Source organism: Streptomyces sp. NPDC001508 (assembly GCF_040298665.1).
Classification (GTDB): Bacteria; Actinomycetota; Actinomycetes; order Streptomycetales; family Streptomycetaceae; genus Streptomyces.
In genome coordinates this window covers 1-22942 of the sequence record NZ_JBEPAP010000026.1, presented here as the reverse complement: position 1 = coordinate 22942, position 22942 = coordinate 1, and the positions used below count along the sequence as shown (strand labels likewise).

21 protein-coding genes and 4 pseudogenes are annotated in these 22942 nt (G+C 73.0%); 16 read left to right on the top strand and 9 right to left on the bottom strand.

Translation table 11 applies throughout. The features are described from left to right. The first annotated feature begins 262 nt into the window (after positions 1 to 262). Positions 263 to 1204, top strand: a complete 942-nt coding sequence (locus ABT245_RS23140) for an alpha/beta hydrolase family protein (RefSeq protein ID WP_351736458.1) — start codon at positions 263 to 265, stop codon at positions 1202 to 1204. A gap of 66 nt (positions 1205 to 1270) precedes the next feature. Here the strand turns inward: ABT245_RS23140 and ABT245_RS23135 are convergent. Continuing rightward, a pseudogene (locus ABT245_RS23135) lies at positions 1271 to 1453 on the bottom strand (MBL fold metallo-hydrolase); the annotation flags it as partial. Between the two features lie 3 nt (positions 1454 to 1456). Between ABT245_RS23135 and ABT245_RS46145 the strand changes: the two are divergent. Beyond that, positions 1457 to 1765 (top strand): annotated as a pseudogene (locus tag ABT245_RS46145) (AraC family transcriptional regulator); the annotation flags it as partial. A gap of 96 nt (positions 1766 to 1861) precedes the next feature. Here ABT245_RS46145 and ABT245_RS23130 read toward each other — a convergent pair. Further along, positions 1862 to 2404: a hypothetical protein gene (locus tag ABT245_RS23130; RefSeq protein ID WP_351736456.1), complete on the bottom strand. Its 543-nt coding sequence runs from the start codon at positions 2402 to 2404 to the stop codon at positions 1862 to 1864. A gap of 287 nt (positions 2405 to 2691) precedes the next feature. On the opposite strand from ABT245_RS23130, the gene ABT245_RS23125 reads away from it, so the two are divergent. Next, positions 2692 to 3669 carry an NADPH:quinone reductase gene (locus tag ABT245_RS23125; RefSeq protein ID WP_351736454.1) on the top strand — a complete coding sequence of 326 codons (978 nt, stop codon included), beginning with the start codon at positions 2692 to 2694 and terminating at the stop codon, positions 3667 to 3669. A gap of 46 nt (positions 3670 to 3715) precedes the next feature. Then, positions 3716 to 3820 (top strand): annotated as a pseudogene (locus ABT245_RS23120) (short-chain dehydrogenase); the annotation flags it as partial. A 59-nt stretch (positions 3821 to 3879) separates the two neighbouring features. Here the strand turns inward: ABT245_RS23120 and msrA are convergent. Then, positions 3880 to 4389, bottom strand: coding sequence for a peptide-methionine (S)-S-oxide reductase MsrA (msrA, locus tag ABT245_RS23115; RefSeq protein WP_351736452.1), 510 nt, complete (start codon positions 4387 to 4389; stop codon positions 3880 to 3882). A 391-nt stretch (positions 4390 to 4780) separates the two neighbouring features. Here msrA and ABT245_RS23110 point away from each other — a divergent pair, with 391 nt between their 5' ends. Together ABT245_RS23110 and ABT245_RS23105 are read left to right on the top strand one after the other, a co-directional pair. Continuing rightward, positions 4781 to 6415, top strand: coding sequence for an ABC-F family ATP-binding cassette domain-containing protein (locus ABT245_RS23110; RefSeq protein ID WP_351736450.1), 1635 nt, complete (start codon positions 4781 to 4783; stop codon positions 6413 to 6415). Between the two features lie 79 nt (positions 6416 to 6494). Next, entirely contained in the window at positions 6495 to 8129 is a 1635-nt protein-coding gene (locus ABT245_RS23105) for an ABC-F family ATP-binding cassette domain-containing protein (RefSeq protein ID WP_351736448.1), read from the top strand. 108 nt (positions 8130 to 8237) lie between these two features. Here ABT245_RS23105 and ABT245_RS23100 read toward each other — a convergent pair whose 3' ends face one another. Next, positions 8238 to 8675, bottom strand: coding sequence for a cupin domain-containing protein (locus ABT245_RS23100; RefSeq protein ID WP_351736446.1), 438 nt, complete (start codon positions 8673 to 8675; stop codon positions 8238 to 8240). Between the two features lie 275 nt (positions 8676 to 8950). Here ABT245_RS23100 and ABT245_RS23095 point away from each other — a divergent pair, with 275 nt between their 5' ends. Both ABT245_RS23095 and ABT245_RS23090 read left to right on the top strand, forming a co-directional pair. Next, positions 8951 to 9670: a hypothetical protein gene (locus ABT245_RS23095; RefSeq protein ID WP_351736444.1), complete on the top strand. Its 720-nt coding sequence runs from the start codon at positions 8951 to 8953 to the stop codon at positions 9668 to 9670. 370 nt (positions 9671 to 10040) lie between these two features. Beyond that, positions 10041 to 10256: a hypothetical protein gene (locus tag ABT245_RS23090; protein ID WP_351736442.1), complete on the top strand. Its 216-nt coding sequence runs from the start codon at positions 10041 to 10043 to the stop codon at positions 10254 to 10256. Between the two features lie 8 nt (positions 10257 to 10264). Here ABT245_RS23090 and ABT245_RS23085 read toward each other — a convergent pair whose 3' ends face one another. The 3 genes from ABT245_RS23085 to ABT245_RS23070 form a co-directional block, all read right to left on the bottom strand. After that, positions 10265 to 11038 (bottom strand): Rv1733c family protein, encoded by a 774-nt coding sequence (locus tag ABT245_RS23085; RefSeq protein ID WP_502982172.1) that lies wholly within the window; start codon positions 11036 to 11038, stop codon positions 10265 to 10267. 218 nt (positions 11039 to 11256) lie between these two features. Next, positions 11257 to 11634 carry a TraR/DksA family transcriptional regulator gene (locus ABT245_RS23075; RefSeq protein ID WP_502982168.1) on the bottom strand — a complete coding sequence of 126 codons (378 nt, stop codon included), beginning with the start codon at positions 11632 to 11634 and terminating at the stop codon, positions 11257 to 11259. Positions 11635 to 11683: 49 nt separating this feature from the next. After that, positions 11684 to 12028 carry a TraR/DksA family transcriptional regulator gene (locus ABT245_RS23070; protein ID WP_351736438.1) on the bottom strand — a complete coding sequence of 115 codons (345 nt, stop codon included), beginning with the start codon at positions 12026 to 12028 and terminating at the stop codon, positions 11684 to 11686. A 363-nt stretch (positions 12029 to 12391) separates the two neighbouring features. Here ABT245_RS23070 and ABT245_RS23065 point away from each other — a divergent pair, with 363 nt between their 5' ends. From ABT245_RS23065 to secD, 4 genes are all read left to right on the top strand, one after another. After that, entirely contained in the window at positions 12392 to 13351 is a 960-nt protein-coding gene (locus ABT245_RS23065) for a HAMP domain-containing sensor histidine kinase (RefSeq protein WP_351736436.1), read from the top strand. A 2-nt stretch (positions 13352 to 13353) separates the two neighbouring features. Next, positions 13354 to 14013, top strand: coding sequence for a response regulator (locus ABT245_RS23060; RefSeq protein WP_351736434.1), 660 nt, complete (start codon positions 13354 to 13356; stop codon positions 14011 to 14013). Between the two features lie 75 nt (positions 14014 to 14088). Further along, entirely contained in the window at positions 14089 to 15024 is a 936-nt protein-coding gene (locus tag ABT245_RS23055) for a hypothetical protein (RefSeq protein ID WP_351736432.1), read from the top strand. A 68-nt stretch (positions 15025 to 15092) separates the two neighbouring features. After that, the gene (secD, locus tag ABT245_RS23050; protein WP_351736430.1) at positions 15093 to 17420 is read left to right on the top strand and encodes a protein translocase subunit SecD; all 2328 of its coding nucleotides are present in this window, start codon (positions 15093 to 15095) and stop codon (positions 17418 to 17420) included. 16 nt (positions 17421 to 17436) lie between these two features. On the opposite strand, the gene ABT245_RS23045 is transcribed toward secD, so the two are convergent. Together ABT245_RS23045 and ABT245_RS23040 are read right to left on the bottom strand one after the other, a co-directional pair. Beyond that, on the bottom strand, positions 17437 to 18072 hold the full coding sequence (locus ABT245_RS23045; protein WP_351736428.1) for a class I SAM-dependent methyltransferase: 636 nt from the start codon (positions 18070 to 18072) through the stop codon (positions 17437 to 17439). 234 nt (positions 18073 to 18306) lie between these two features. Further along, a pseudogene (locus ABT245_RS23040) lies at positions 18307 to 18954 on the bottom strand (glycoside hydrolase family 2 TIM barrel-domain containing protein); the annotation flags it as partial. A gap of 30 nt (positions 18955 to 18984) precedes the next feature. On the opposite strand from ABT245_RS23040, the gene ABT245_RS23035 reads away from it, so the two are divergent. The 4 genes from ABT245_RS23035 to ABT245_RS23020 form a co-directional block, all read left to right on the top strand. Beyond that, entirely contained in the window at positions 18985 to 19944 is a 960-nt protein-coding gene (locus ABT245_RS23035) for a LacI family DNA-binding transcriptional regulator (RefSeq protein ID WP_502982167.1), read from the top strand. Positions 19945 to 20006: 62 nt separating this feature from the next. Further along, positions 20007 to 20357: a hypothetical protein gene (locus ABT245_RS23030; RefSeq protein WP_351736592.1), complete on the top strand. Its 351-nt coding sequence runs from the start codon at positions 20007 to 20009 to the stop codon at positions 20355 to 20357. A 76-nt stretch (positions 20358 to 20433) separates the two neighbouring features. Continuing rightward, positions 20434 to 21615, top strand: a complete 1182-nt coding sequence (locus ABT245_RS23025; protein WP_351736426.1) for an acyltransferase family protein — start codon at positions 20434 to 20436, stop codon at positions 21613 to 21615. 406 nt (positions 21616 to 22021) lie between these two features. Next, positions 22022 to 22942: glutathione-independent formaldehyde dehydrogenase (locus ABT245_RS23020; RefSeq protein WP_351736424.1), on the top strand; the 921-nt coding region annotated here is incomplete at its 3' end.

The window sequence follows — 22942 nt, the reverse complement described above, 5'->3', positions numbered from 1 at the left end:
GGCCGGGCCCTGGGCGACGAACTCCCGGCGCGGCGCGGCACGTTCCTCATGCTCCGCCGCGCTCATGCCACGCCTTGCTCCAGGGCCGGGCAGGAGGAACCTCTCAGTCCCTGATGAGCCGTCAACTCCTGGGTGTGCAAGGGGATCTGAGCAAGCTCACACAGGACCGTGACACCTTCCCGCACCGCTTGACGAATCGGAACGCGGTTCCGTATCGTTCCTTTGCGGAACGAGGTTCCGCTACCGAACGGAAGGCACGTCCATGTCCGACTCGAACACCACGAACCCGCCGAAGGGCGCGGATGCGCCCACCACGGTGATATCCGCGAGGCCGGTCGTCCTGCCCGCCCCGGGCCGCGGTGAGGACCTCCAGGTCCGTGTGTCCGCCCCCGCGACCGGCACCGATCTGCCCGTCATCGTCTTCTCGCACGGCTTCGGCTGGTCGATGGACGGCTACGCGCCGCTGGCCGACTTCTGGGCCGCTCACGGCTTCGTGGTCGTGCAGCCCACCCACCTCGACTCCCGGACGCTCGGCATCCCCGCCGAGGACCCCCGCACACCGCGGATCTGGCGCATTCGTATCGATGACCTCAAGCGCGTACTGGACGGCCTCGACGTTCTGGAAGCCTCCGTGCCGGGCCTCGGCGGGCGCCTGGACCGCAGCCGCATCGCCGTGGCCGGCCACTCCTGGGGAGCCCAGACGGCGAGCACACTGCTGGGCGCGCGAGTCCTCGGCTCCGACGGCGTTCCCGGCGAGGACCTGTCCGACCCCCGGGTCACGGCGGGTGTGCTGCTCGCCCTGATCGGCCTGGGCGACGACCTGACCCCGTTCGCCGCCGAGAACTTCCCCTTCATGAAGCCGTCCTTCGACACCATGACCGCCCCGGCTCTCATCGTCGCCGGGGACCACGACCAGTCCCATCTCTCCACTCGCGGACCGGACTGGTTCACCGACCCCTACACCTACAGCCCGGGCGACAAGAGCCTGCTCACGCTGTTCGGCGCGGAGCACTCGCTCGGCGGCATCCCGGGGTACGAGGCCGCCGAGACGACGGACGAGCATCCCGCGCGCGTCGCTCTGATCCAGCAGCTCACCTGGGCCTTCCTGCGCAGCGCCCTCTACCCCGAGGACACCGCCTGGAAGGCGGCGGCCACCGCGCTGGAGGAAGACCCCAACCCGCTCGGGAAGCTCCAGAGCAAGTAGGCGACGGCCGGGGGAGCGCTTGTCCTTCGGGAAACCCGGCCCCGGCGCCACACACATGTCGAAGGCTCACTCACCGACCGGCGTCGCCTTCTTCGGACGGGATGTCGCCCACGGGCCGAGGGCGAACCCGCCGCTGTCCTGGCGGACTTCCACCTCACCCGCACCGCCGAAGTACGCGGGGACGAGCAGTTCCCGTTCATCGGCTGCCCGTTGGAGTACCCGGCGGCGACCGGCCACCGTTTGGTCCGGGCCCGGCGGCCCGGCTCCTGTGTCGCGCTCCCGAGCCTGCTCGGCCTTCCGCTCGTCCACATCATCCGTTCCTGGATGACGGAGGCACCAGCGGAGCCCGGCCCCGTACTGGGCGATCCGATGACGGCCGCGGCCCTGCGGGCGCCGGGTGGGAACCCGGCCGCCCCGTGGAGCAACGACCGCCCGGCCGCGGAGGTGGGTGTCTTCCGTCCCACCCCGGCGCGTCGGTTCACCGCCCCGGCCGGCCGCCCTTCGATGGCATACCTCACGAGGTCGCACCAGATCGTTGCCGCCACCTTGCCGCGCGACACCCCGCCGCTCCGCTCCCCCAGCGGGCCCTCGACCGACGTCACAGCCAACGGACGCCGCAGAAGACCCGGTTGACGTGCCCGGTCGGATACGGCACGGCTAGGACAGGCCCGCGTCCGAGGCGGAGCGCGGGATGTGCCGGGCGGCGGAGTTGTTCGCGTTCAGTCGGCACAGGGGGACGCCGTACGCGGACAGGTGGAGCCAGTGCGCGGTGTAACCATGTCCGGCGCTGCCGTAGGTGCCGTGCACCGTGCGTTCCTCGATCCGCAGGTCCGGCCAGGCGCACGGCACGATGCGGTCGTGATCGGTGACGACGAGACCGCGGTCGAAGACATACAGCCGGGTGTCCCGGTGGGTGAGCCGGCCCTCGACCCGAAGGCCGCAGACGGGCAGGGCGATACCCAGGACGACGAGCATCACGGCTACCGTCTTCGTCGTCGCTCCGCCCGGGCCCGACAGCAGGCCGATGCCCGGCGGCAGCAGCACCAACCCGACCATGGCCGACACACACCCCAGTCCGCGGATCCGGCTGCCCAGGTTCACGGTGGTCACATGTTCCCCCAGCCCCTGATGCGCGGCCGCCTCGAACGCCCGGTCCCGCGCAGCCCGGTCCGCCTCCTGCGCACTCGTCCCCCAGCCCATCGCGGCGCTCCTCCCCCGAGTCATGCCCCCGCGGCCTCCCACCGGCCGAACCGCGGCGCCCTTGTCCGGACTGCTCTTTCCCCGTCGGACGTCCGCCCAGTCCCGCCCCGCCGGCCGGCCCCACGCGTCGGCGCCGACCGATCGACATCGGTCGCGATCCTCCGAGGCGGGCCGGACACACGACCCGGGCACACGGCCCGGGCGGCAGTGCCGTTTCGGCGTACCGTCCCACCGCTACGCGCGCGCCCGGCGGCCCGGGCGGCCTTCGCGTGCCACAGTCGGTGTCCATGCGTGCCGCCTACATCACCGGACTCGGCCCACCGGACGCCATCCGCCACGGCGAACTGCCGCCGCCCGCACCCGGCCCCCATGACGTGCTCGTCGATGTCGAGGCCAGCGCGGTCAACCCCGTCGACGCCCTCGTCCGCTCGGGGGCGTACGCCACTGCCCTGCCCTTCCCCTTCGTCATCGGCCGTGACCTGGTGGGCACCGTGGCCGCCGCCGGGCCCGCGACCCACGGCTTCCGGCCCGGGGACCGGGTCTGGTGCAACAGCCTCGGGCACGCGGGCCGGCAGGGCGCAGCCGCGGAGCAGGCGGTCGTGCCCGCCGACCGGCTCTACCGCCTGCCACAAGGCGCGGACCCGATCGAGGCCGTCGCGCTGGCCCACGCGGCGGCCACGGCGCACCTCGCCCTGTTCACCCACGGGCAACTGCGGTGCGGGGAGACCGTCGCCGTGCTGGGCGCCGCGGGCAATGTGGGAAGCGCCCTCGTCACAATGGCGGCGCACGCCGGCGCCCGGGTCATCGCCGTCGCCGCCGGCCGTGACGCGGCCTACGTCCGCTCCCTGGGTGCCGATCAGGTCATCGACTACCACCGTCCGGACACGGGCGCCCTGATCAGGGAGGCCGCGCCCGACGGGATCGACCTCCATGTCGACACCTCCGGCCGCAACGACCTGGAGACTTCCGTGGGTCTGCTCGCCGACTGCGGGCGGATCGTCGTCATGTCCGGTCTGCGGTCCCGGCCCGTCCTGCCGGTGCGGGACCTGTACGTCAAGGACCGCTCACTGCACGGGTTCGCCATCTCCCATGCCGACACCACGCAGCTCGCCGGGGCCGCGCACCACATCAACATGCTTCTGAGCGCGGGCCGGCTGCGGCCCCGCGCCGTCGAGACGCTGCCGCTGAGCGCGGCGGCCGAGGCCCACCGCCGTATGGAGACGGAGCGGTTGCGCGGCAAGCTCGTGCTGCGCGTCCGCGACTGATCCACCCGCCGGACGCCGACCCGGGCGCAGGCGCCCGGCCCAGGACATCGCCCGGGCCGCCGTCCGGCCGGCCGCCGACGAGGCCGCGTTCGTGCACGGGACGGTGGTGGACGTCGACGGCGGCCGGACCGGCACGGCCGTGATCGCCGGGGAGCGCGCCGGCGGCGCGGCATCACCCGCGCCGCGGCGGCCCGGGCGGCGCCGCCGCGCTCACGCGGCGCGCTTGGGCAGCCGCCAGTCGGGGCGCGGGAAGTGGCAGGTATAGCCGTTGGGGTAGCGCTGCAGGTAGTCCTGGTGCTCCGGCTCGGCCTCCCAGAACGGGCCTGCCTGCACCACCTCGGTCACCACCGGGCCCGGCCACAGACCGGACGCCTCGACATCGGCGATGGTGTCCTCGGCGATCCGCCGCTGCTGGTCGTCCAGGTAGAAGATGGCGGAGCGGTAGCTGGCACCCACGTCGTTGCCCTGCCGGTCCTTCGTGGTCGGGTCATGGATCTGGAAGAAGTACTCCAGGATGGTGCGGTAGTCGGTCACCGTGGGATCGAAGGTGATCTCAATCGACTCGGCGTGGTTTCCGTGGTTGCGGTAGGTCGGACGGGACACCTCGCCGCCGCTGTAGCCCACCCGTGTCGTCAGGACTCCCGGCTGCCTGCGGATCAGTTCCTGCATGCCCCAGAAGCAGCCACCGGCCAGCAGGGCCTTCTGCTCGTTCTCGCTCATCACACGTCACCCTTCTTCAGCGTCCGGAACTCCGGCGCGCCGCTCCCCGCCCGTGCCGCACGCCACGCGCGGGTCCCGGCCGTCCGCCGTGGTCGTCCCTGCGAACCTCCGGTGTCTCGCAGGATATTCCCCCCGGGCGCGCGGCACCGGACGGGCCGCAAGGACGCGAGGCGCGCACACGGGGGCTGCTACACTCGGCCGGACCTTTGACCGTTTCGGAGGAAACCAGACATGGCAGGTGACGACGACATCTCCGGGTGATACCCGGAGCTGATCGGCCACCGGCCGGCGCCGTGGAGCGCCGCCGTCGTGGCCCGGTCGTCGTCGCCTTCTTCCCCTGTCTGCCCGGGCAGCGCTCTGCCCCTGCCCCGTCCTTCTCCGAGGTCCCTTCATGTCCGACGCCCGCGTCGTCTGCTCCGAGCTGTCCTTCTCCTGGCCCGACGACACCCCGGTCTTCCGCGGCCTGTCCTTCGCCGTGGAATCCGGCCGCACCGGTCTGGTCGCGCCCAACGGCTCGGGAAAGACCACCCTGCTCCGGCTGATCGCCGGTGAACTGCGCCCCGATTCCGGGTCGTTGACTGTCTCCGGCACACTCGGCCACCTCCCGCAGAGCCTCCCGCTGACCACCGGGATGACGGTCGCCGAGGTGCTGGGTGTCGCCGAGGTGATCCGCGCCCTGGACGCCGTCGAGTCCGGGGACGTGAGCGAGGAACACTTCACGATCATCGGCGACGACTGGGACATCGAGGAACGCACCCGGGCCCAACTGGACCGGCTCGGCCTCACCGGCCTCGCCCTGGACCGCGGCCTCGGCACGCTCAGCGGCGGCCAGGTCGTCTCGCTGGGTCTCGCCGCCCAGTTGCTCAGGCGCCCCGATGTGCTGCTGCTCGACGAGCCCACCAACAACCTGGATCTCGCCGCCCGGCACCGGCTCTACGACGTGCTCGACGACTTCACCGGGTGTCTGCTCGTGGTCAGCCACGACCGCGCCCTGCTCGACCGGATGCAGCGCATCGCCGAACTCGGCAGCGGTGAACTACGGCTGTACGGGGGCGACTTCACCGCGTACGAGGAAGCCGTACGGGCCGAGCGGGAGGCCGCCGAGAAGTACGTCCGCAACGCCGAAGGGGAACTGAAGCGGGAGAAACGGGAGATGCAGCAGGCTCGCGAGCGCGCCGAGCGGCGCGCGAGCAACGCCGCGCGCAACCTCAACAACGCGGGACTGCCCCGTATCTTCGCCGGAAACATGAAGCGCGGCGCGCAGGAGTCCGCGGGCCGCGCGGGCCGGCAGCACGCCGCCCGGGTCAGCGCGGCCAGGGCCCGGCTGGACGAGGCGGAGCGGGCCGTACGCGAGGAGCAGCGCATCAGCCTGGATCTGCCCGACACCGTCGTGCCGGCGGGACGCACCGTCTTCGAGGGCGAACACCTCCAGGTCCGGCACGACGGGCGGGCCCTGTTCGCCGGCGACGGCATCGACCTGACGGTCCGCGGTCCCGAACGGATCGCGCTGACCGGGCCCAACGGCGCGGGCAAGTCCACCCTGCTGCGGCTGATCAACGGCGATCCGGCGGCGCAGACCGGGCGGATCCGGCGGGCCGACGGCCGGATCGCCCATCTCGCGCAGCGCCTCGACCTGCTCGACCTCGACCGGACCGTCGCCGAGAACTTCGCCGCGTACGCGCCGCACCGCACGGACGCGGAACGGATGAACCTGCTCGCGCGCTTCCTGTTCCGCGGTGCGCGCGTCCACCTGCCGACCGGGGTGCTGTCCGGCGGAGAGCGGCTACGGGCCACCCTGGCCTGTGTGCTGTGTGCCGAACCGGCCCCGCATCTGCTGCTCCTGGACGAGCCGACCAACAATCTGGACCTGGTCAGCACCGGCCAGTTGGAGAGCGCGCTCGCCTCCTACCGGGGCGCGTTCGTGGTCGTCAGCCATGACGAGCGGTTCCTCCGTGAGATCGGGGTGCGGCGCCGGCTGCGGCTGGAGCGGGGTGCGCTGGTGGAGACGGCGGCGCCCGAGGTGTGACCCGCCGATGTGCCGACCACGCCCGCGCCCGAGGCGGCAGCCCGGCGGGCCCAGCACCCCTCACGTTCGGTGGAAACCCATGTCCGCTCAGCCGGCCCTGCTCGCCCACGACCTCGTCCACACCCTCGGCAGCCGCCGTGTGCTCGACGGCGTCTCCCTCACCGCCTCCCCCGGCCGGCGCATCGGCCTGATCGGGGAGAACGGCGTCGGCAAGTCGACCCTGCTCGGCCTGCTCGCCGGAGCCGACGAACCCGACTCCGGCAGCGTCGTACGCCCCGCCGATCTGGGTCATCTGCCCCAGGAGATGCCGTACGACGCCACGTCGACGATCGCCGGTGTGCTCGACGACGCCCTGCGCGAGGCCCGTGCCGACCTCGCGCGGCTCGAACACCTCACCGGGCAGCTCGCCGACATCCCACCGTCCCACCCCGGCCACGCCGATCTGCTCCAGGAGTACGGCCGACGGCTCGAACAGGCGCAGCAGCGCGAGGCGTGGGACGCGGACCGGCGTGCCGCGATCATGCTCACCGGGCTCGGTCTGGGCGAGGTGCCGCACGACCGCACGCTCGGCTCGCTCTCCGGCGGGCAGCGCGGCCGGCTGGCCCTGGCCGCGCTGCTGGTCCGGCGGCCCGCCGCGCTGCTGCTGGACGAGCCCACCAACCATCTGGACGACGGGGCCGCCGCCTTCCTGGAGGAACAGGTGCGCGAGCTGCCCGGGGTAGTCGTGGTGGCCAGTCACGACCGGGCGTTCCTCGACGCCGTGTGCACGGACCTGATCGACCTCGATCCCGCGGTGGACGGCCCGGTCCGCTACGGCGGCGACTACACCGCCTACCTCGCCGAGAAACATGCCGAGCGGGACCGCTGGGAGCGCCGATACGCCGAGGAACAGCAGGAGTTGGCGGCGCTGCGCCGCTCGGCCGGGGTCACCGCGCACCGCGTCGCACCGGACCGGGGGCGCAGGGACAACGAGAAGATGGGCTACGGCCACCGGGGCGGCCGGGTGCAGAGCCAGATCTCACGCCGGGTCCGCAACGCCGCCCGGCGGCTCGACGAACGGGAACGCACCCAGGTCGCCCCGCCGCCCCGGCCGCTGCGCTTCGGGCACCGGGCGCTCGCCGGCGAGTCGGCGCAGGGCACCGTGGTGTCGTTGCGTGACGTCCGGGTGGCGGGCCGGCTCGCCGTGCACCGGCTCGATGTGTCGGCGGCCGACCGGCTGTTGGTCACCGGCGACAACGGCACCGGCAAGTCGACTTTGCTGGCGGTGCTCGCCGGGCGGCTCGGGGCGCGGGGCACGGTACGGCGGCCCGGTCTCAGCGTGGGGCTGCTGGAACAGGACACCGTCTTCGACCGGCCCGACCGCACCGTACGGGACACCTACGAGGCGTCGCTCGGCGCCGAGCGGGCGGAGGCGGTCCCGCTGTCCTCGCTGGAGTTGCTGCACGAGGCGGACCTGGACAAGCCGGTGGGACACCTCTCCGTCGGTCAGCGGCGCCGGCTCGCGCTGGCTCTTCTGGTGGCCCGCCCACCGCAGTTGCTGCTGCTCGACGAGCCCACCAACCATCTGTCGCCGCGGCTGTGCGACGAGTTGGAGGAGGCGCTGGGCTCCGGTCCCGGCGCGATCGTCCTGGCCAGCCACGACCGTTGGCTGCGCCGCCGCTGGCCGGGCCGCGAACTCCGGCTGGCCGCCGAGGGCCGGCCGAGCGGCCTGTGACATGCCTAGCCGGTCCGCGACACCCGGCGACCGCCCTACCGACACCGCGCCGAAAACACCTGCGGTGGCGGGCGGTTGACCCGTCTTCGGGCGGTTCCTCGCAGACGTCTACGCGAAGTCGCAGCCGGGATTCGGGGCGTCCTCAAAGAGCGGGGCCCCGTGGGGCAGGACGTACAGCACGTCCAGGACGACCGGGGTCGTGCCGAGGTTGCGTCCGATGTGGACGTGGTCCTCGCCGGACGGTTCGGTGAGACGGCTGCCGGCCCGGTAGACGCCGTCAAACGCGCAACCGGCGTCGAAATGACTGAGCCTGCCCTGCTGCACATAGGCGTACAGAGGCCCGTCGTGACAGTGCCGGCCCGTGCTCCGGCCCGGCGGCACGGTTGTCTGCCGGAGTATGCGGTCCGTCCCGCCCTTCGTGGTCTGCGCGATGATCGTGCCCGTGACACCCGGGCCGGGCGGGGTGGCGAAGGCGGTGCCGGTGCCGAGTGACAGACCGACGGCGGCGGCCACCGCCACGGCGAGCCGTGACAGGTTTCCGCGCATGTGGAACACCTTTCCCCCGGGAGGTGACCTGCGGTGCCGCGCACGGCAGTTCGGCACCCTCGCGGCCCGCTCACACCCTAGTCGGCGGGAGTCGTGACCGGGTACGGTACGCCGCAACCCGCGGTCTGCGGCACATGCCTGTCACGGGCCGGACGTCGCTCGAACGAGTGCGATGTACGTGTGTTTCCGCCCCGGCTCCGGCACACCTCGCCATGCCGGGTCGGCGGGTCGGTACCATCGCACCACCACCCATCGTCTTCAAGGAGTGAATGATTGTGTCCGACCAATCGACCGATGCCTCGATCCGATCCCGCTATCTGGAGCAGGCCGCCTCGGATCTGCAGGAGAACCGGCGCCGGCAGCAGGAACTCTCCGAGCGTGTCAGCACGTTGAAGCAGGAGGAGGCGCTTCTGCTGGACATCCTGAACATCGCCGAGCGTTTTGACACCCCGTCGGACGGCGTGGTGACCGAAGCCGCGCCGCTGCCGCAGCAGGCGCAGGACGAGCCCACCCTGGTTCCCGTCGCCACGGCCGCCGCAACCACCGACACGGACGCCGGCACCGACAGCGATGCCGCGACGCCGGCGGCGCCGCGACGCCGTGGGCGTGCGGCACGTGCGGTGGCCGGCCCCAAGTCCGCCACCAAGACGGGTACCAAGTCCGCTGCCAAGTCCGCTGCCAAGAGCGGTAAGAAGAAGGCCGACGGCGTCGCCGCGCAGGCCGCGTCGCGTCAGCCGCTGCTCGGTGATGTGTTCCTCGATCTGCTCCGCGCGCACGACGAGCCCCGTCTGGCCAAGGAGTTGCGCGACGAGCTGATCCGGGAACACCCCGAGCGGACCCCGACCCCGCAGGTCGTGCGCAACACACTGGAGGCACTTGTCGCCAAGGGCCGCATCCAGCGGCACAAGCAGCAGAGGTCGGTGCTGTACTCGCTCGCCGAGCCGACGTCCGCGGAGCCGGCCGAGACCGAGGGCGACACGTCGGACGACGCCTGACACACTCCGGTGTCACAGCGGCCACGACCGGCGCACGCACGGAAAGAGACGCACGGACCGAAGCGGAGTTCGCCGCCCTCACCTCCGTACGGCCGCACGACACATGTCCGCGGCCGGGGGCGGCTGGACGACCAGGCGGTCGACGGGTGCTCAGGTGTTCTCGCCCATGGTGCGGCCGACGCCCGTGCATCCGCCGGACACCCTGCCCTGACCGCAGCACACCGAGCGGTGAGCGCACCGGGGGCGGGTGGCCCGGCCGTGCTCCATTCGGGTCGGAGCACGCCTCGGCTCCGCCGGGTGACGGTCGGCAGCGATCACTCTGGGACGGCGTCCGCAAGGGCGCCGACGCCCCGTGATCAAGGAGAAGTGGATGCCGATCGACACCCTGGAGCGTTTCCTGGCCGCCCTGAGCCCGCACGACCGGGAACAGGTCCGGCAGCAGCCGCACGACGAACAGGAACGACTCGCGGCCGCCTGGGAAGAGGAGCTGCGCGAGGACACGGACCTCGACACACTGAGCGAACTGTCCCCCGCCGCGGCCGAGAGCGAGGCGGCCAAGCGGGTCGTCGAGGGGCGGTTCGAATAGGCCGGGGGTCAGGTGGGGGTCGTCCAGCGGGGAGCCGTGCGCGCCCAGGCGGTGTCCCAGGCGGCGAGGTTGCGCCGGTGCAGCGCGCGCTCGGCGACGCCGTACACCGCGGCTCCCGCGAGGGCGACCGCCAGGGCGGCGATGATCGCCCAGCCCATGCAGCGGCTGCGAATCTCCCCGGCGGTCATCGGCGGATCCGTGATCCCGCCCTGAGTCCCGGTCCAGACCGGGACGGTGCTGCCCGCCGGCAGTCCGGGGCGGACATCGACGCGCCCGGTGCGGGAGTGGCCGAGCCGGTCGGTGAAGCGGACCTCGACCCGGTAACGGGTCCGCTTCTCCTCGTCCGAGCCCGGCTCAGGGTGCCTCGGCGAGTCGTGCAGGAGGACCGCGGTGCTCTGGTACCGGGTCGCGGCCTGCTGACGGGCCGTGTGCGTGTAGTGGCGGTAGGCGGTGTCACCGATCAGGAACATGGCACCCGGCATCGCCGCGAGCACGGCCAGCAGCAGGCCGAGGCCGATCCACGCCTGAGCCACATCGGTGGCACGCCGCAACGGGTTGCGGCGAAACCGCCAGAGCGGATGGCGTGGCAGATCGTCGGGAGGCGGCTGTGCCCGCGGGATGCCGCCGGGCATGGGGATACTCCCTTCTTCGGCAGACCGCAGCACCGCCACGGCGGCCCGGGCCGCGGCACGGTGGGCGATCCCGTCGAGTGCGGGCGTCGTCACCACGACCGGGGGACGCGCCAGGCGGGGCAGCCGATGGCCGCGCAGCCCATCGAGCATCCGGGCCCCGCCCGCGGTGTCGACGATGGCCCCGCGCCGGATGGGGTACTCGGCGCCGTTGCCCGGGAACGTGGCCGTTGGGCACGTCGACGTTCGTCCTCCGGCCGGCCGGCCACACCCGGGTACGGGCGCTGCCCATGTCGAGGGCGACACCCGGCGCTGCCGGCAGGCCGGCCAGGGCCGATGCCGGGGCACCGCGAGTGAACTGCGCGCGGGGTTCATCGTCCGGCTTCCCCCACCTGCTGGCAGCGCGCGCAATAGCGGGCCTGCGGCACGATCATCAGCCGGTCCCGGGCGATCGGACGCAGGCACAGGTGGCAGTCGCCGTAGCGCTGCTCGTCCATGCGGCGCAGGGCCGCCTCGATGTCGGCGAGCACCATGCGGGCGGAGGTGGCGAGTTTCGCCCGGACCTCCACCTGCGAGGCCGCCGGCAGCCCGCTCCCGTCGTCGTCGCCGGGCCCGGCGTCCGCCGTGATCTGCTGAAGCTGCTCCCTGCGGAACTGGAGTTGCTCGGTCAGGTTCTCGCGGAGCGCGGCAAGGTCCTCGGGTGTGAGACATGTGTCGCGGTCGCTGATGGTCTGCTGGTTCGGGTTCACCACTTCACCCCTTGTGCAGGGCCGTAGGACGAGGGGCCGCGGGGACGGCTCAGGCGGTGGCGCGGCAGGCGACGCAGTGACGGGTGTAGGGAAGGATCTCCAGGCGCTCCGGGGGCACGGGCTGGGCACAGCCCAGGCAGATGCCGTAACTGCCGTCCTCGATACGGGCGAACGCGGCGTCGATCTCCGCGAGCACGCCCTGGATGGCGGTCCGCTGCGCGGACATGAGGTGGTCGTCCGCCGTCTGACCGGTCTCGTCCAGGGCCTCCAGCTGGGTCAGCCGGGTGGCGCGCGCGTGGTCGAGACGGCGGCGCGCCTCGTCCGGGCTCAGACGGGCGGAACGGGACGCGGTGCGCGAGGTGTCGTGGGGCACGCGCGGGGTGTCGAGGGACATGGTGGGGGCCCTTTCACGGCCGGTGCGGATGGTGGGCGGCGGCGCACGGCCACGGGCGGCGGGCGGTCCGACGGCCACACCGTGCGTGGACGAAGCGGTTCGGTCATGCCTCAAGCCTGCTGGCTGGGGCGGCCAGGACCCATCGGGCGCAGGCCCCATTTCCCCGAGGTCGGAGCATCCATCCGGGGCCCGCATGGGTAGGCCGAGCCATCCGAAATGGGCGTCAGATCCCATCGACCCGCGACCGGGCGACGGTCATGCTGGGGCGGGCGCGCATCGGGACCCGGGGGGCGCGGGCCGGTGCCGGGGTGCGATGGACGACAGTAGAGGCAGGCCGCGTCACACATGGAGGAGTACGCACCGGTGTCCCTGTTCTGGCGGATCTTCGCGCTCAACGCCGCGGTGCTGGGTACGGCCACGGCGCTGCTGCTGTGGGCTCCCGTCACCGTCTCCGTGCCGGTCGTGCTGACCGAGGCGATCATCCTGCTGGGCGGGCTTGCCGTACTGCTGGCGGCCAACGCCGCCCTGCTGCGCTGGGGCCTGGCCCCGCTGGACCGGCTCACCCGGCTGATGACGACTGTCGACCTGTTGCGGCCCGGCCAGCGGCTGCCCGCCCGGGGCGGCGCCGAGGTCGCCGACCTGATCCGCACCTTCAACGCGATGCTGGAGCGGCTGGAGCAGGAACGCGCCACGAGCAGTGCCCGGGTGCTGCTCGCGCAGGAGGCTGAGCGCCGCCGTATCGCGCAGGAGCTGCACGACGAGGTCGGGCAGAGCCTGACCGCCGTGCTGCTCGCCCTGAAACGGGCCGCGGACGAGGCGGAGGAGCCGCTGTGCGGGGAGCTGCGCCAGGTGCAGGAGATCACCCGGGAGAGCCTGGACGAGGTACGTCGACTGGCACGGCGGCTGCGGCCGGGCGTGCTGGACGACCTGGGTCTGGTGAGCGCGCTGACCTCGCTCACCCATGACTTCGCCACCCACACCGGGCTGCGGGTGCAACGCCGCTTCGCGGCCGACCTGCCCGCGCTGGAGCCGGAGACCGAGCTGGTGCTCTACCGGGTCACCCAGGAGAGCCTGACCAACGCCGCCCGCCACGCGGACGCCGAGCGGGTCGTGGTGGCGTTGCAGCACACCGACGACGCGGTGGTCCTCGCCGTCACCGACGACGGCCGGGGAATGAAGGCGGCGCGCGAGGGCGCGGGCATCCGCGGAATGCGGGAGCGGGCCCTGCTCATCGGTGCCGCCCTTGACATCTCCCCCGTCTGCGCACCCCGTACCGGCACCCAGATCCGGCTCGCCGCGCCCGTCCCGAGAAAGCAGTCCTGACCATGCCCGACCCAGCCAAGATCCGTATTCTGCTCGCCGACGATCACGCGTTGGTACGGCGCGGTGTGCGGCTCATTCTCGACGGGGAGCCCGACCTGGAGGTGGTCGCCGAGGCGGGTGACGGGGCGGAGGCCATCGAGATGGCCCGCAGCCACGAGGTGGACCTCGCGGTCCTGGACATCGCCATGCCCCGGCTGACCGGGTTGCAGGCCACCCGGGAACTCGCCGGGCTGAAGCCGGGGCTGCGGATCCTGATGCTCACGATGCACGACAACGAGCAGTACTTCTTCCAGGCGTTGAAGGCGGGCGCCTGCGGCTATGTGCTGAAGTCGGTCGCCGACCGTGATCTGGTCGCCGCCTGCCGGGCCGCGATGCGCGACGAGCCCTTCCTCTACCCGGGCGCGGTCACCGCCCTGATCCGCAACTACCTGGAGCGGGTGCGGCACGGCGAGGAGACCCCGGACCAGATCCTCACGCCCCGCGAGGAGGAGGTGCTCAAGCTGGTGGCCGAGGGGCGGTCGTCCAAGGAGATCGCCGAGTTGCTCTTCATCAGCATCAAGACGGTGCAGCGGCACCGGGCCAACCTGTTGCAGAAGCTCGGTCTGCGCGACCGGCTCGACCTCACCCGCTATGCGATCCGGGCCGGGCTCGTCGAACCCTGATCCTCCGCTCTCCCGGGGCCCGGGCCTCGGACCCGCCTGCCGTATCACGACCGCCACCAGGAAAGGGGACGGCGCATGTCCGTGCGTCCGCACGCCGTCCCCGGGGCGGCGGCCGGCCGGCCGATGGCCCGCCCCCGGGCCGTGGCCGAGCGGCCGACCCGCCGGCTCACCGTGCTCGCGGCCGTCCTGCTGGCCCTGCTGGCCCTGCTGACAACGGCGTCCACCCCGGCGGCCCCCCGACCAGCCCCGGCCCCCGCGCCGGCAACCACGAACACCCACCAGACCGACACCGCCCACACCACCCCGGCCCACGCAGCCCACCACACCACCGGCACCACCCCGGCCGATGCGCTCCGCCGAGGCAACGTCACCACCCCGACCGATGCGCTCCGCCGAGGCAGCGTCGTCCACCGAGGCGACGTCGTCCACCGGGCCCAGCCCCACCCCCACGCCGACGCGGACCAGCACGCCGACGACACCAGCCGAGGCGCCACACACCACGAGCACCACCACGAACACCCCGGCCCACCCAGCCACCGCGCGACCGCGCACAGCCACCACCACAAACCCACCCACCGGGCCCAGCCGCCCCGCCCCCACGCCGGCCCGGACCACCTCGCCGACGACACCAGCCCGGTCGGCACTCCCCACAAGCACCACCCCACCCACCGGGCCCAGCCCCACCCCCACGCCGACGCGGACCACCACGCCGACGACACCAGCCGAGGCGCCACACACCACGAGCACCATCCCACCCACCGGGCCCAGCCCCACCCCCACGCCGACGTGGAGCGCGACGCCGGTGGGGTCAGCCGGGCCGGGACGCGTCATGAGCATCATGCCGAGCGTCCGGGGCCGCCCGGTCAGCACGCGGCGGCCCTGACCGTCGGCGCGTCCCTCCCGGTTCCCGGCTCCGCGCGGGCGCCGTGGGGTGCGGACGTTCCCGGGCCCTCGGGGTCCGACGCGCCCCCCGAGCGCGGGCGGGCGCCTCCCCTGTCCTCCGGCTCCTGACCTTTCCGTCCTGACCGTCCGCCGCGACCGCGCCGGCCGCAGCCGCGGCGTGCCCGCCGGAGGCACCGTTGACCCGTTCCCGCTACCGTCCCCCCACCCGCTCGCGTTCCCGCTCGGCGCGCGGCCGCGCGCTGCTCGCCCTCGCCGTGATCGCCGTATCGCTGTACATCGCCCTGACCGTGCCGGTCCGCCTCGGGCTCGATCTGCGCGGCGGCACCCAGATCGTGCTGGAGACCCGCTCGACCGAGACCGTCGACGCCGACCGCGCCGCCACCGACCGCACCCTGGAGGTGCTGCGGGGCCGCGTCGACGCGCTCGGCGTCGCCGAACCCACCCTCGTCCGTTCCGGCAGCAACCGGATCATCGTGGAACTGCCGGGCGTGCAGGACCCGAAGAAGGCCGCCGACGTGCTCGGCCGAACCGCCCAGCTGACCGTCCACCCGGTGCTCGACAGCGCCGCCGAGGCGCCCCGGTCGCGGTCCGGGACGTCCGGGGAGCGGGTCCTGCCCGACGAGTCGGGACAGTTGCTGCGGCTCGGGGCCGCGGCCCTGGCCGGGCAGGACGTCAAGGGTGCCGCCGCGCGCTTCGACCAGGAGTCAGGCGCCGGCTGGGGCGTCACCGTCGACTTCAACCGCTCGGGCCGCGACCGGTGGACGGGGCTGACCGGCGAGGCGGCCTGCCGTCCCGTCGGTGATCCAGCGCGCCGCGTGGCGATCGTCCTCGACGACAAGATGATCTCGGCGCCGCAGGTCGACCCTTCGGTCTCCTGCGGGACGGGCATCCCCGGCGGCTCGACCCGGATCACCGGGGCGTTCGACGACGCCGACTCCCGTGAACTGGCGCTGCTCATCAGCGGCGGCGCCCTGCCGGTGCCGGTCGAGACCGTCGAGCAGCACACGGTCGGCCCCAGCCTGGGCGCCCGGGCCATCACCGCGAGCGCCTGGGCCGCAGCCCTCGGCACCGTACTCACCTCGCTGTTCATCATCGGCGTGTACCGGCTCATGGGCGTGCTGGCGACCGTGGCACTGCTCTGCTACGGGCTGATCTCCTACGCCGCCCTGGCCGCCTTGGGCGCCACCCTGACGCTGCCGGGTCTCGCCGGTTTCGTCCTGGCGATCGGCATGGCCGTCGACGCCAACGTACTCGTCTTCGAACGCGCCCGGGAGGAGAGCGCCGCCCGGCTCCGGTCCGGCCCGCGGTCGGCGCTCGCCGCCGGTTGCCGCAACGCCTTCAGCGCGATCGCCGACTCCAACATCACCACGCTGATCGCCGCGGCACTGCTGTTCTTCCTCGCCTCCGGGCCGGTGCGCGGCTTCGGCGTCACCCTCGGCATCGGCGTGCTCGCGTCCATGGTCAGCGCCCTGGTCATCACGCGGGTGCTCGCCGAGTACGCGGCCGGCCGGGCCTGGGTGCGGCGCCGCCCCGGGCTGACCGGCATCGCCACCACCGGCACGGTCCGCGACCGGCTGGCGCGGCGCGATCCGCGGCTGATGCGTCGTCCGCGGCGCTGGCTGGCGGTCTCCGGCGTGGCCCTCGTCCTCGCCGGGTCGGGCATCGCGTTCCGCGGCCTCGACCTCGGCATCGAGTTCACCGGGGGACGGCTCATCGAGTACGCCACCGGCACCCCGGTCGACCCGGAGCGGGCCCGTGCCGCGCTGGCCGACGCCGGTTTCCCGCAGGCCGTCGTGCAGTCCTCCGGCGACGCCCGGCTGACGGTGCGCACCGGTGAACTGACCGATGCGCAGGCGGCCGAGGTCACCGCGGCCGTCGGTGACCTCGGCGGCAGGGCGCAGCGGGTCCGCGACGAGTTGGTGGGCCCCAGCCTGGGCGACGAGTTGCGCCGCAACGCGCTGATCGCGCTGGCCGTGGCCCTCGGTGCCCAACTGCTGTATCTCGCCGCCCGCTTCCGCTGGCTGCTCGGCACCGCGGCGGTGGTCGCGCTGGCCCACGACGTACTGATCCTGGTCGGTGTCTTCGCCTGGCTGGGCAAGCCCGTCGACGGTGTGTTCCTCGCGGCGCTGCTCACCGTCATCGGCTATTCGGTCAACGACTCGGTGGTCGTCTTCGACCGGGTCCGGGAGTTGCTGCGCCGCGACCGGGCGGCGCTGCCGGACATCGCCGACCGGGCGATCGTGCAGACCCTGCCGCGCACGGTGAACACGGGGATGGGCGCCGCGCTGATCCTGACCGCGCTGGCGGTGCTCGGCGGCGACTCGCTCACCGACTTCGCCCTGGCGCTGCTGATCGGTCTTGCGGTGGGCACCTATTCCTCGGTGTTCACCGCCACGCCCCTGGCCGTCGAGCTGGACGGCCGCCGCAACCGGTCACAGGCGGGCGACCGGACGGCCCGGACGGCCGCCGCGCGTAGCCGGCGGAAGCGGGAGCCGGCGGGCTGACCCGGGCCGGCTGCGGTCAGTCGGTGCGGCGCGCGCGCCACACATGGTCGTCGCGGAAGCCCTCCGTGCCGTCGGGTGAGGTGCTTGTGCGCCGTACCGACTCCAGCGTCTGGACGGTCCAGTGCTCCTCGGGCAGCGCGAGGTCGTCGAGGACGCCGCGCAGCGTGGGGAAGGTGTGGTCGAAGGGCGGTTCGGTCTGCCAGGACGGCCAGCCGGCGTGCAGGACGACGAGGAGCGTGCCGCCGGCGGCGACCGCGTCGGCGGCACGGCGCAGCACCTCACGCTGGTCCAGTGCCACCGGGGACTGCAGATACTGGACGTTCACCAGGTCGAACCGGCCCCGGGGGAAGCTCGGGCCCAGTTCGTGGCGCTCCCAGGAGGTGCGGTCGGTGACTCCCGCCTCGGCGGCATGCGCGGCGGCGCGGTCGAGGGCCGTGGCCGAGATGTCGGCGCCGGTGACCCGCCAGCCGTGCGTGGCCAGCCACACGGCGTCGGCGCCCTCGCCGCAGCCGAGGTCGAGGGCGGTGCCGGGGCGCAGCCCGGCGGTCTCACGGACGAGCAGCGGATTGGGCCTACCGCTCCAGACCCGGTCGTTGGTGCGGTACCTGGTCTCCCAGAACTCCTCGGGTCGCATGGTGGGCATCTCGGTCATGGTGCCTCCCTGGGTTCGGCGCGGTCCGGGCCGCGGTGGGTGGTCATGGCGCCACCCGGGGAGAGCCTGCGCCGATCCGGCCGGACACGGCAATGATCTTTGCCGTTTCGGCAAAGCGGGCCCTGGCCGAAGAGGGTTCATCGGCTCGGGTTCCGGCGAGTCGTACGCCCGTGCTCGGGCGGGACGCCGGGGCCGCCCGGCGGGCGGGGAGGTGCGCGCCGGGCGGCCGGGGTGTCACGCGCAGCCCGCGGGGGTGGCCCGGGACGCGTCGCCGATCAGTGCCTCGTGGGCGGCCTTGAGCCGTCGCACCTCCGGCTTGACGACCTTGCGGTCGTAGGTGATCAGCCCGTTCAGCTCGCCCTCGGCGTCCGTGATCTGGGTGTACACGGCGCCGTTGCCGCCCCGGCAGGCCAGGGCGTGCACCTCGGCGAGCTTGGTGAGGTAGTCGTCGGTGTAGGTGGCCGGGTCGACGTCGACGTACGACTGCTGCACCGACCAGGCGTGGCCGGGCACGGCGAGGCCGAGGCCGCCGTACTCGCCGCTGACCAGGGCCCGTTCGCCGTCCGGGTGCGGGGGCAGTGCGGGGCTCGGGTAGCCGTGCTCGTCCATGATGTCGCCGGTGCCGCCGTCCGCGCCGAGGTTGAGGCCCGACATGCTGTCGACCAGCCGGGTCGGGTCCCATGCCTTGGCCTGGTCGGCGATGCGGGCCATGTCGTACTGGCCCCAGCCCTCGTTGAAGGTGACCCACATGACGATCGACGGGCTGCTGATGTGCTCGTCGATCATCTGCTTCATCTCGCGCTCGTACCGGGTGCGGGAGGCCGTGTCCGGGTTCCGGCCCGCGGTCATGGCCGGCATGTCCTGCCACACCATCAGGCCCAGGCCGAACGTGCGGGCGTCTCGATCAAGACCGTGTCCAACGTCGTCAACAACTATCCGCACGTCGCCCCGGCCATGCGGGCCAGGGTGCAGCAGGCCATCGACGAGCTGGGCTACCGGCCGAATCTCACCGCGCGCCATCTGCGCAAGGGCCGTACCGGCATCATCGCGCTGGCCGTACCGGAACTCGGCAACCCGTACTTCGCCGAGCTGGCGGGCGCCGTGATCGACGCCGCCGCCGAGCATGAGTTCACGGTTCTGCTCGACCACACGCGCGGTGAACGCGAACGGGAACTGCTGGTCAGCCAGGGGTTTTGGGCCCGGGTGATCGACGGGCTGATCCTCAGCCCGCTGGAGCTGGAGGCCGAGGATCTGCGCGGCCGGGCCGACGATGTGCCGCTGGTGCTGCTCGGCGAGCGGGAGTACGACCTGCCGTTCGACCACATCGCGATCGACAATGTGGCGGCGGCCCGCGCCGCGGTGCGCCATCTCCTCGGCCGCGGCCGGACCCGGATCGCCTATCTGGGCGTCCGCACGGACTCCGCCAACCGCCCCGCCCATCTGCGTCTGGACGGCTGGCGGGCCGAGCTGGCGGCGGCCGGGGTCCCGGCCCCGGACGACCTGGTCGTGCCGGTCGGCGGCTGGGACCGGGACGACGGCGCGCGGGCCATGGCGCGGCTGCTGGACGCGGGCGTGCGGCCCGACGCGGTCTTCGCGTTCAACGATCTCATCGCGATCGGCGCCATGCGGGTGCTGCACGAGCGCGGGCTCAGGGTGCCGTGGGACATCGCCGTGGTGGGCTTCGACGACATCGCCGAGAGCCGTTTCGGAGCCGTCTCGCTGACCACGATCTCGCCCGACAAGCAGGCGATCGCCCGGCTCGCGGTGGCCTCGCTGCTGCGCAGCCTGTCCGGCCGGCAGGGCCCCGGCGGACGTGAACTCACCGCCGAATTCCGGCTGGTGGAGCGGGAGAGCACACTGGGCCGGCGCTGACCGCAGGACCGGGCGGGCCGGCCGGGACTTCGGACGGAGGGGTTCACAGCGCCCTTCCAACGATGCAAATCCGCGCGAGCGTCGGTCTGCTGCCTCAGGACCGCAAGGCCGAGGGGGTCGTCCGCGGGCTTTCGGTACGGGAGGACATCGCGCTCGCCGCGCTGCCGGCGCTCTCCCGGCTCGGCCCGGTGGACACCACGGTGGCCGACCGGTGCCCTGGCGATCTCGACCCGTCTCCCATGGATCCCGCCATGACCGGCCGCCCCGCCGTTCCCCCGGGCGGGGGAAGTCCCGGCGCGGACACCGCCGCGTCCGGGGGCGGGGTGTCCCGGGTCCGCCATATGGGGGGCCTGCCCTACCCGCCAAGACGCGCCGTCAACGCTCGGCCACGCCAGGGGTGTGAGGTTTCCTGAACAACCTGCATGAAAGATGGCGAACTGGCAACGTTCCCTTTCATGCCCGCCCCACACTCCCCCGGAAGGTGATCCGATGACGACGGCGACCAGGACGACCCGCACCACCGGGACGCCGCCCGTCACCGCCCCCTCCCCCGCCGCCCGGCTGCCACCCGCCGCGCCCGCGCCCTCGCTGCCGTCGCTCACCGGGCTGCGCTGGGTGGCGGCCCTGCTGGTCTTCGGACTGCACGTACGCAACTTCCACTACTTCGGCGGCGCCGGCGACCGCTATGCGACCTGGGCCTTCGGGCCCGGCGCCAGCGGCGTGTCGTTCTTCTTCGTGCTGTCCGGCTTTGTGCTGACCTGGTCCGCGCGGCCCGGGGACCGCGCGCTCGCCTTCTGGCGGCGGCGGATCGCCCGGGTCTATCCGGTGCACCTGGTGACGGCCGCGATCGCGCTGCTCATGGCGTTCACGCTGGCCCACCAGACGAAGCCCGAGCCGTCCCAGGCGGTCGCCAACGTTCTGCTGGTGCACTCCTGGTGGCGCCCCTGGTGGCAGACGCTGAACCCGGTCAGCTGGTCGCTCGCCTGCGAGGCGTTCTTCTACGCGGCCTTCCCGCTGCTGGCCCTCCTGCTGCGCCGGCTCGGCGCCCGCGGGTCCGCGGTGCTGGCCGGGGCGTCGGTGCTGGCCGTGCTGGTACTGGCCTGGGCGGAGACACACCACTGGACGGCGCAGTCGATCAGCGCCAACCCCGCTGCCCGGCTGCCGGAGTTCGTCCTCGGCGCCGCCGCCGCCCGGCTGGTGTTCCTCGACCGGTGGCGCGGCCCCGGACTTGAGGCATCGCTCGCCCTCGCGGTCATCGGCTACTTCCTCGTGCCGCAGATCACCCCCGGCTACGCGGCCACCGCCTGCACCATCGCGGGCTTCGCCCTGCTCATCCCGGCGGCGGCCGTCGCGGACCTGCGGGGGCTGCCCTCGCTGTGGCGGCGCCGCCGGCTGGTGCGGCTCGGGGAACTGTCGTTCGCGTTCTACATGGTGCATCTGCTGGTGCTGCGGGCCGGCACCAATGTGCTCGGGCTCTCCCCGCGGTTCGGCGCGCTGGCCGGCCTGGCCGTGACCGCCGTCGCCTTCGCGCTGTCCCTCGGCCTGTCCTGGGTCCTGTACGAGCAGGTGGAGCGTCCCGCGCGGCGGCTGCTGCTCGGCGGTCGCCGCGCCGTCCAGGCACGGCCGGCCGGGATCGGTTCCGCTCCCGGCTCGGCCCGCTCGACCGATTGACCCGAGCCTGTCGAACGGGGCGGCCCGCCGGGACAGGGAGGCTTTCGTCCTGCGGCGCCATCGTGGCTGACCACACGCTTCCCCGCGTGAGGCGCCACCCGATCCCGTCCGCTGCGCGGGGACACCGGGCCCGGCACACCCCACTTCAGCGGCGTCGTCGTGGCTGACCGCGCACTTCCCCGCGCCCCCTGGGGCGCTGCCGTGGTGGGGGTGGGCGGTGTGCCGGCGGGGTGTGGGGGATGCGGGTTGCAGGTGCTGACGTACGGGAGTTCCCTGGAAGTATCGAGTGGCGAAGCAAGAGCGCCTGGGCCCGCGACACGGGCCGACAGGCCGTGTCATGGTGCGCGTCTTCGCGGATGCGGCGGCCCGTCGCCGGTGCCCGGCGTTCGACGCGGAGGTGGTACAGGTGAAAGCCGTCGTCTACGAGAAGCCCTTCAGCGTGGCTGTGAGGGATGTCGACGATCCGCAGATCCAGCACCCGAACGACGTGCTGGTACGGGTGACGTCGACCGCGATCTGCGGATCCGACCTGCACATGTACGAGGGCCGCACGGCGGCCGAGGCCGGCATCGTCTTCGGGCATGAGAACCTCGGCGTCATCGAGGAGGTCGGCAGCGGTGTGACCTCCCTGTCCTCCGGGGACCGCGTCGTGATGCCGTTCAACGTCGCGTGCGGGTTCTGCAAGAACTGTCTCGCCGGCAAGACCGGATTCTGTCTGACGGTCAACCCGGGGTTCGCCGGCGGTGCGTACGGCTATGTGGCGATGGGCCCCTTCATAGGCGGCCAGGCGGAGCGGTTGCGGGTGCCGTACGCCGACTTCAACTGTCTGAAGCTGCCACCGGGCGAGGAGTTCGAGACCGACTTCGTGCTGCTCGCCGATATCTTCCCGACCGGATATCACGGCTGCGAACTCGCCCAGGTGTCCCCCGGTGAGAGCGTGGCCGTGTTCGGCGCCGGGCCCGTCGGTCTGATGGCCGCCTACTCCGCGCTGTTGCGCGGTGCGTCCCAGGTGTTCTCCGTGGACCGGGTGCCGGAACGGCTCGCCAAGGCGGCGGAGATCGGGGCTGTCCCGATCGACTTCACCCAGGGCGATCCGAGTGAGCAGATCAAGGAGCAGACCAGGGGCGAGGGCACCGACAAGGGTGTGGACGCCGTCGGGTACCAGGCCCAGTCGCATGACGCCAGCCATGAGGAACCCGCCGTCGTCCTGAACACGCTCGTCGAGACGGTGCGGCCGACCGGCATGCTCGGTATTCCCGGCCTGTATGTGCCCGCCGACCCGGGTGGACCCGACGAGCATGCCAAGCACGGCCAACTGCTGGTCTCC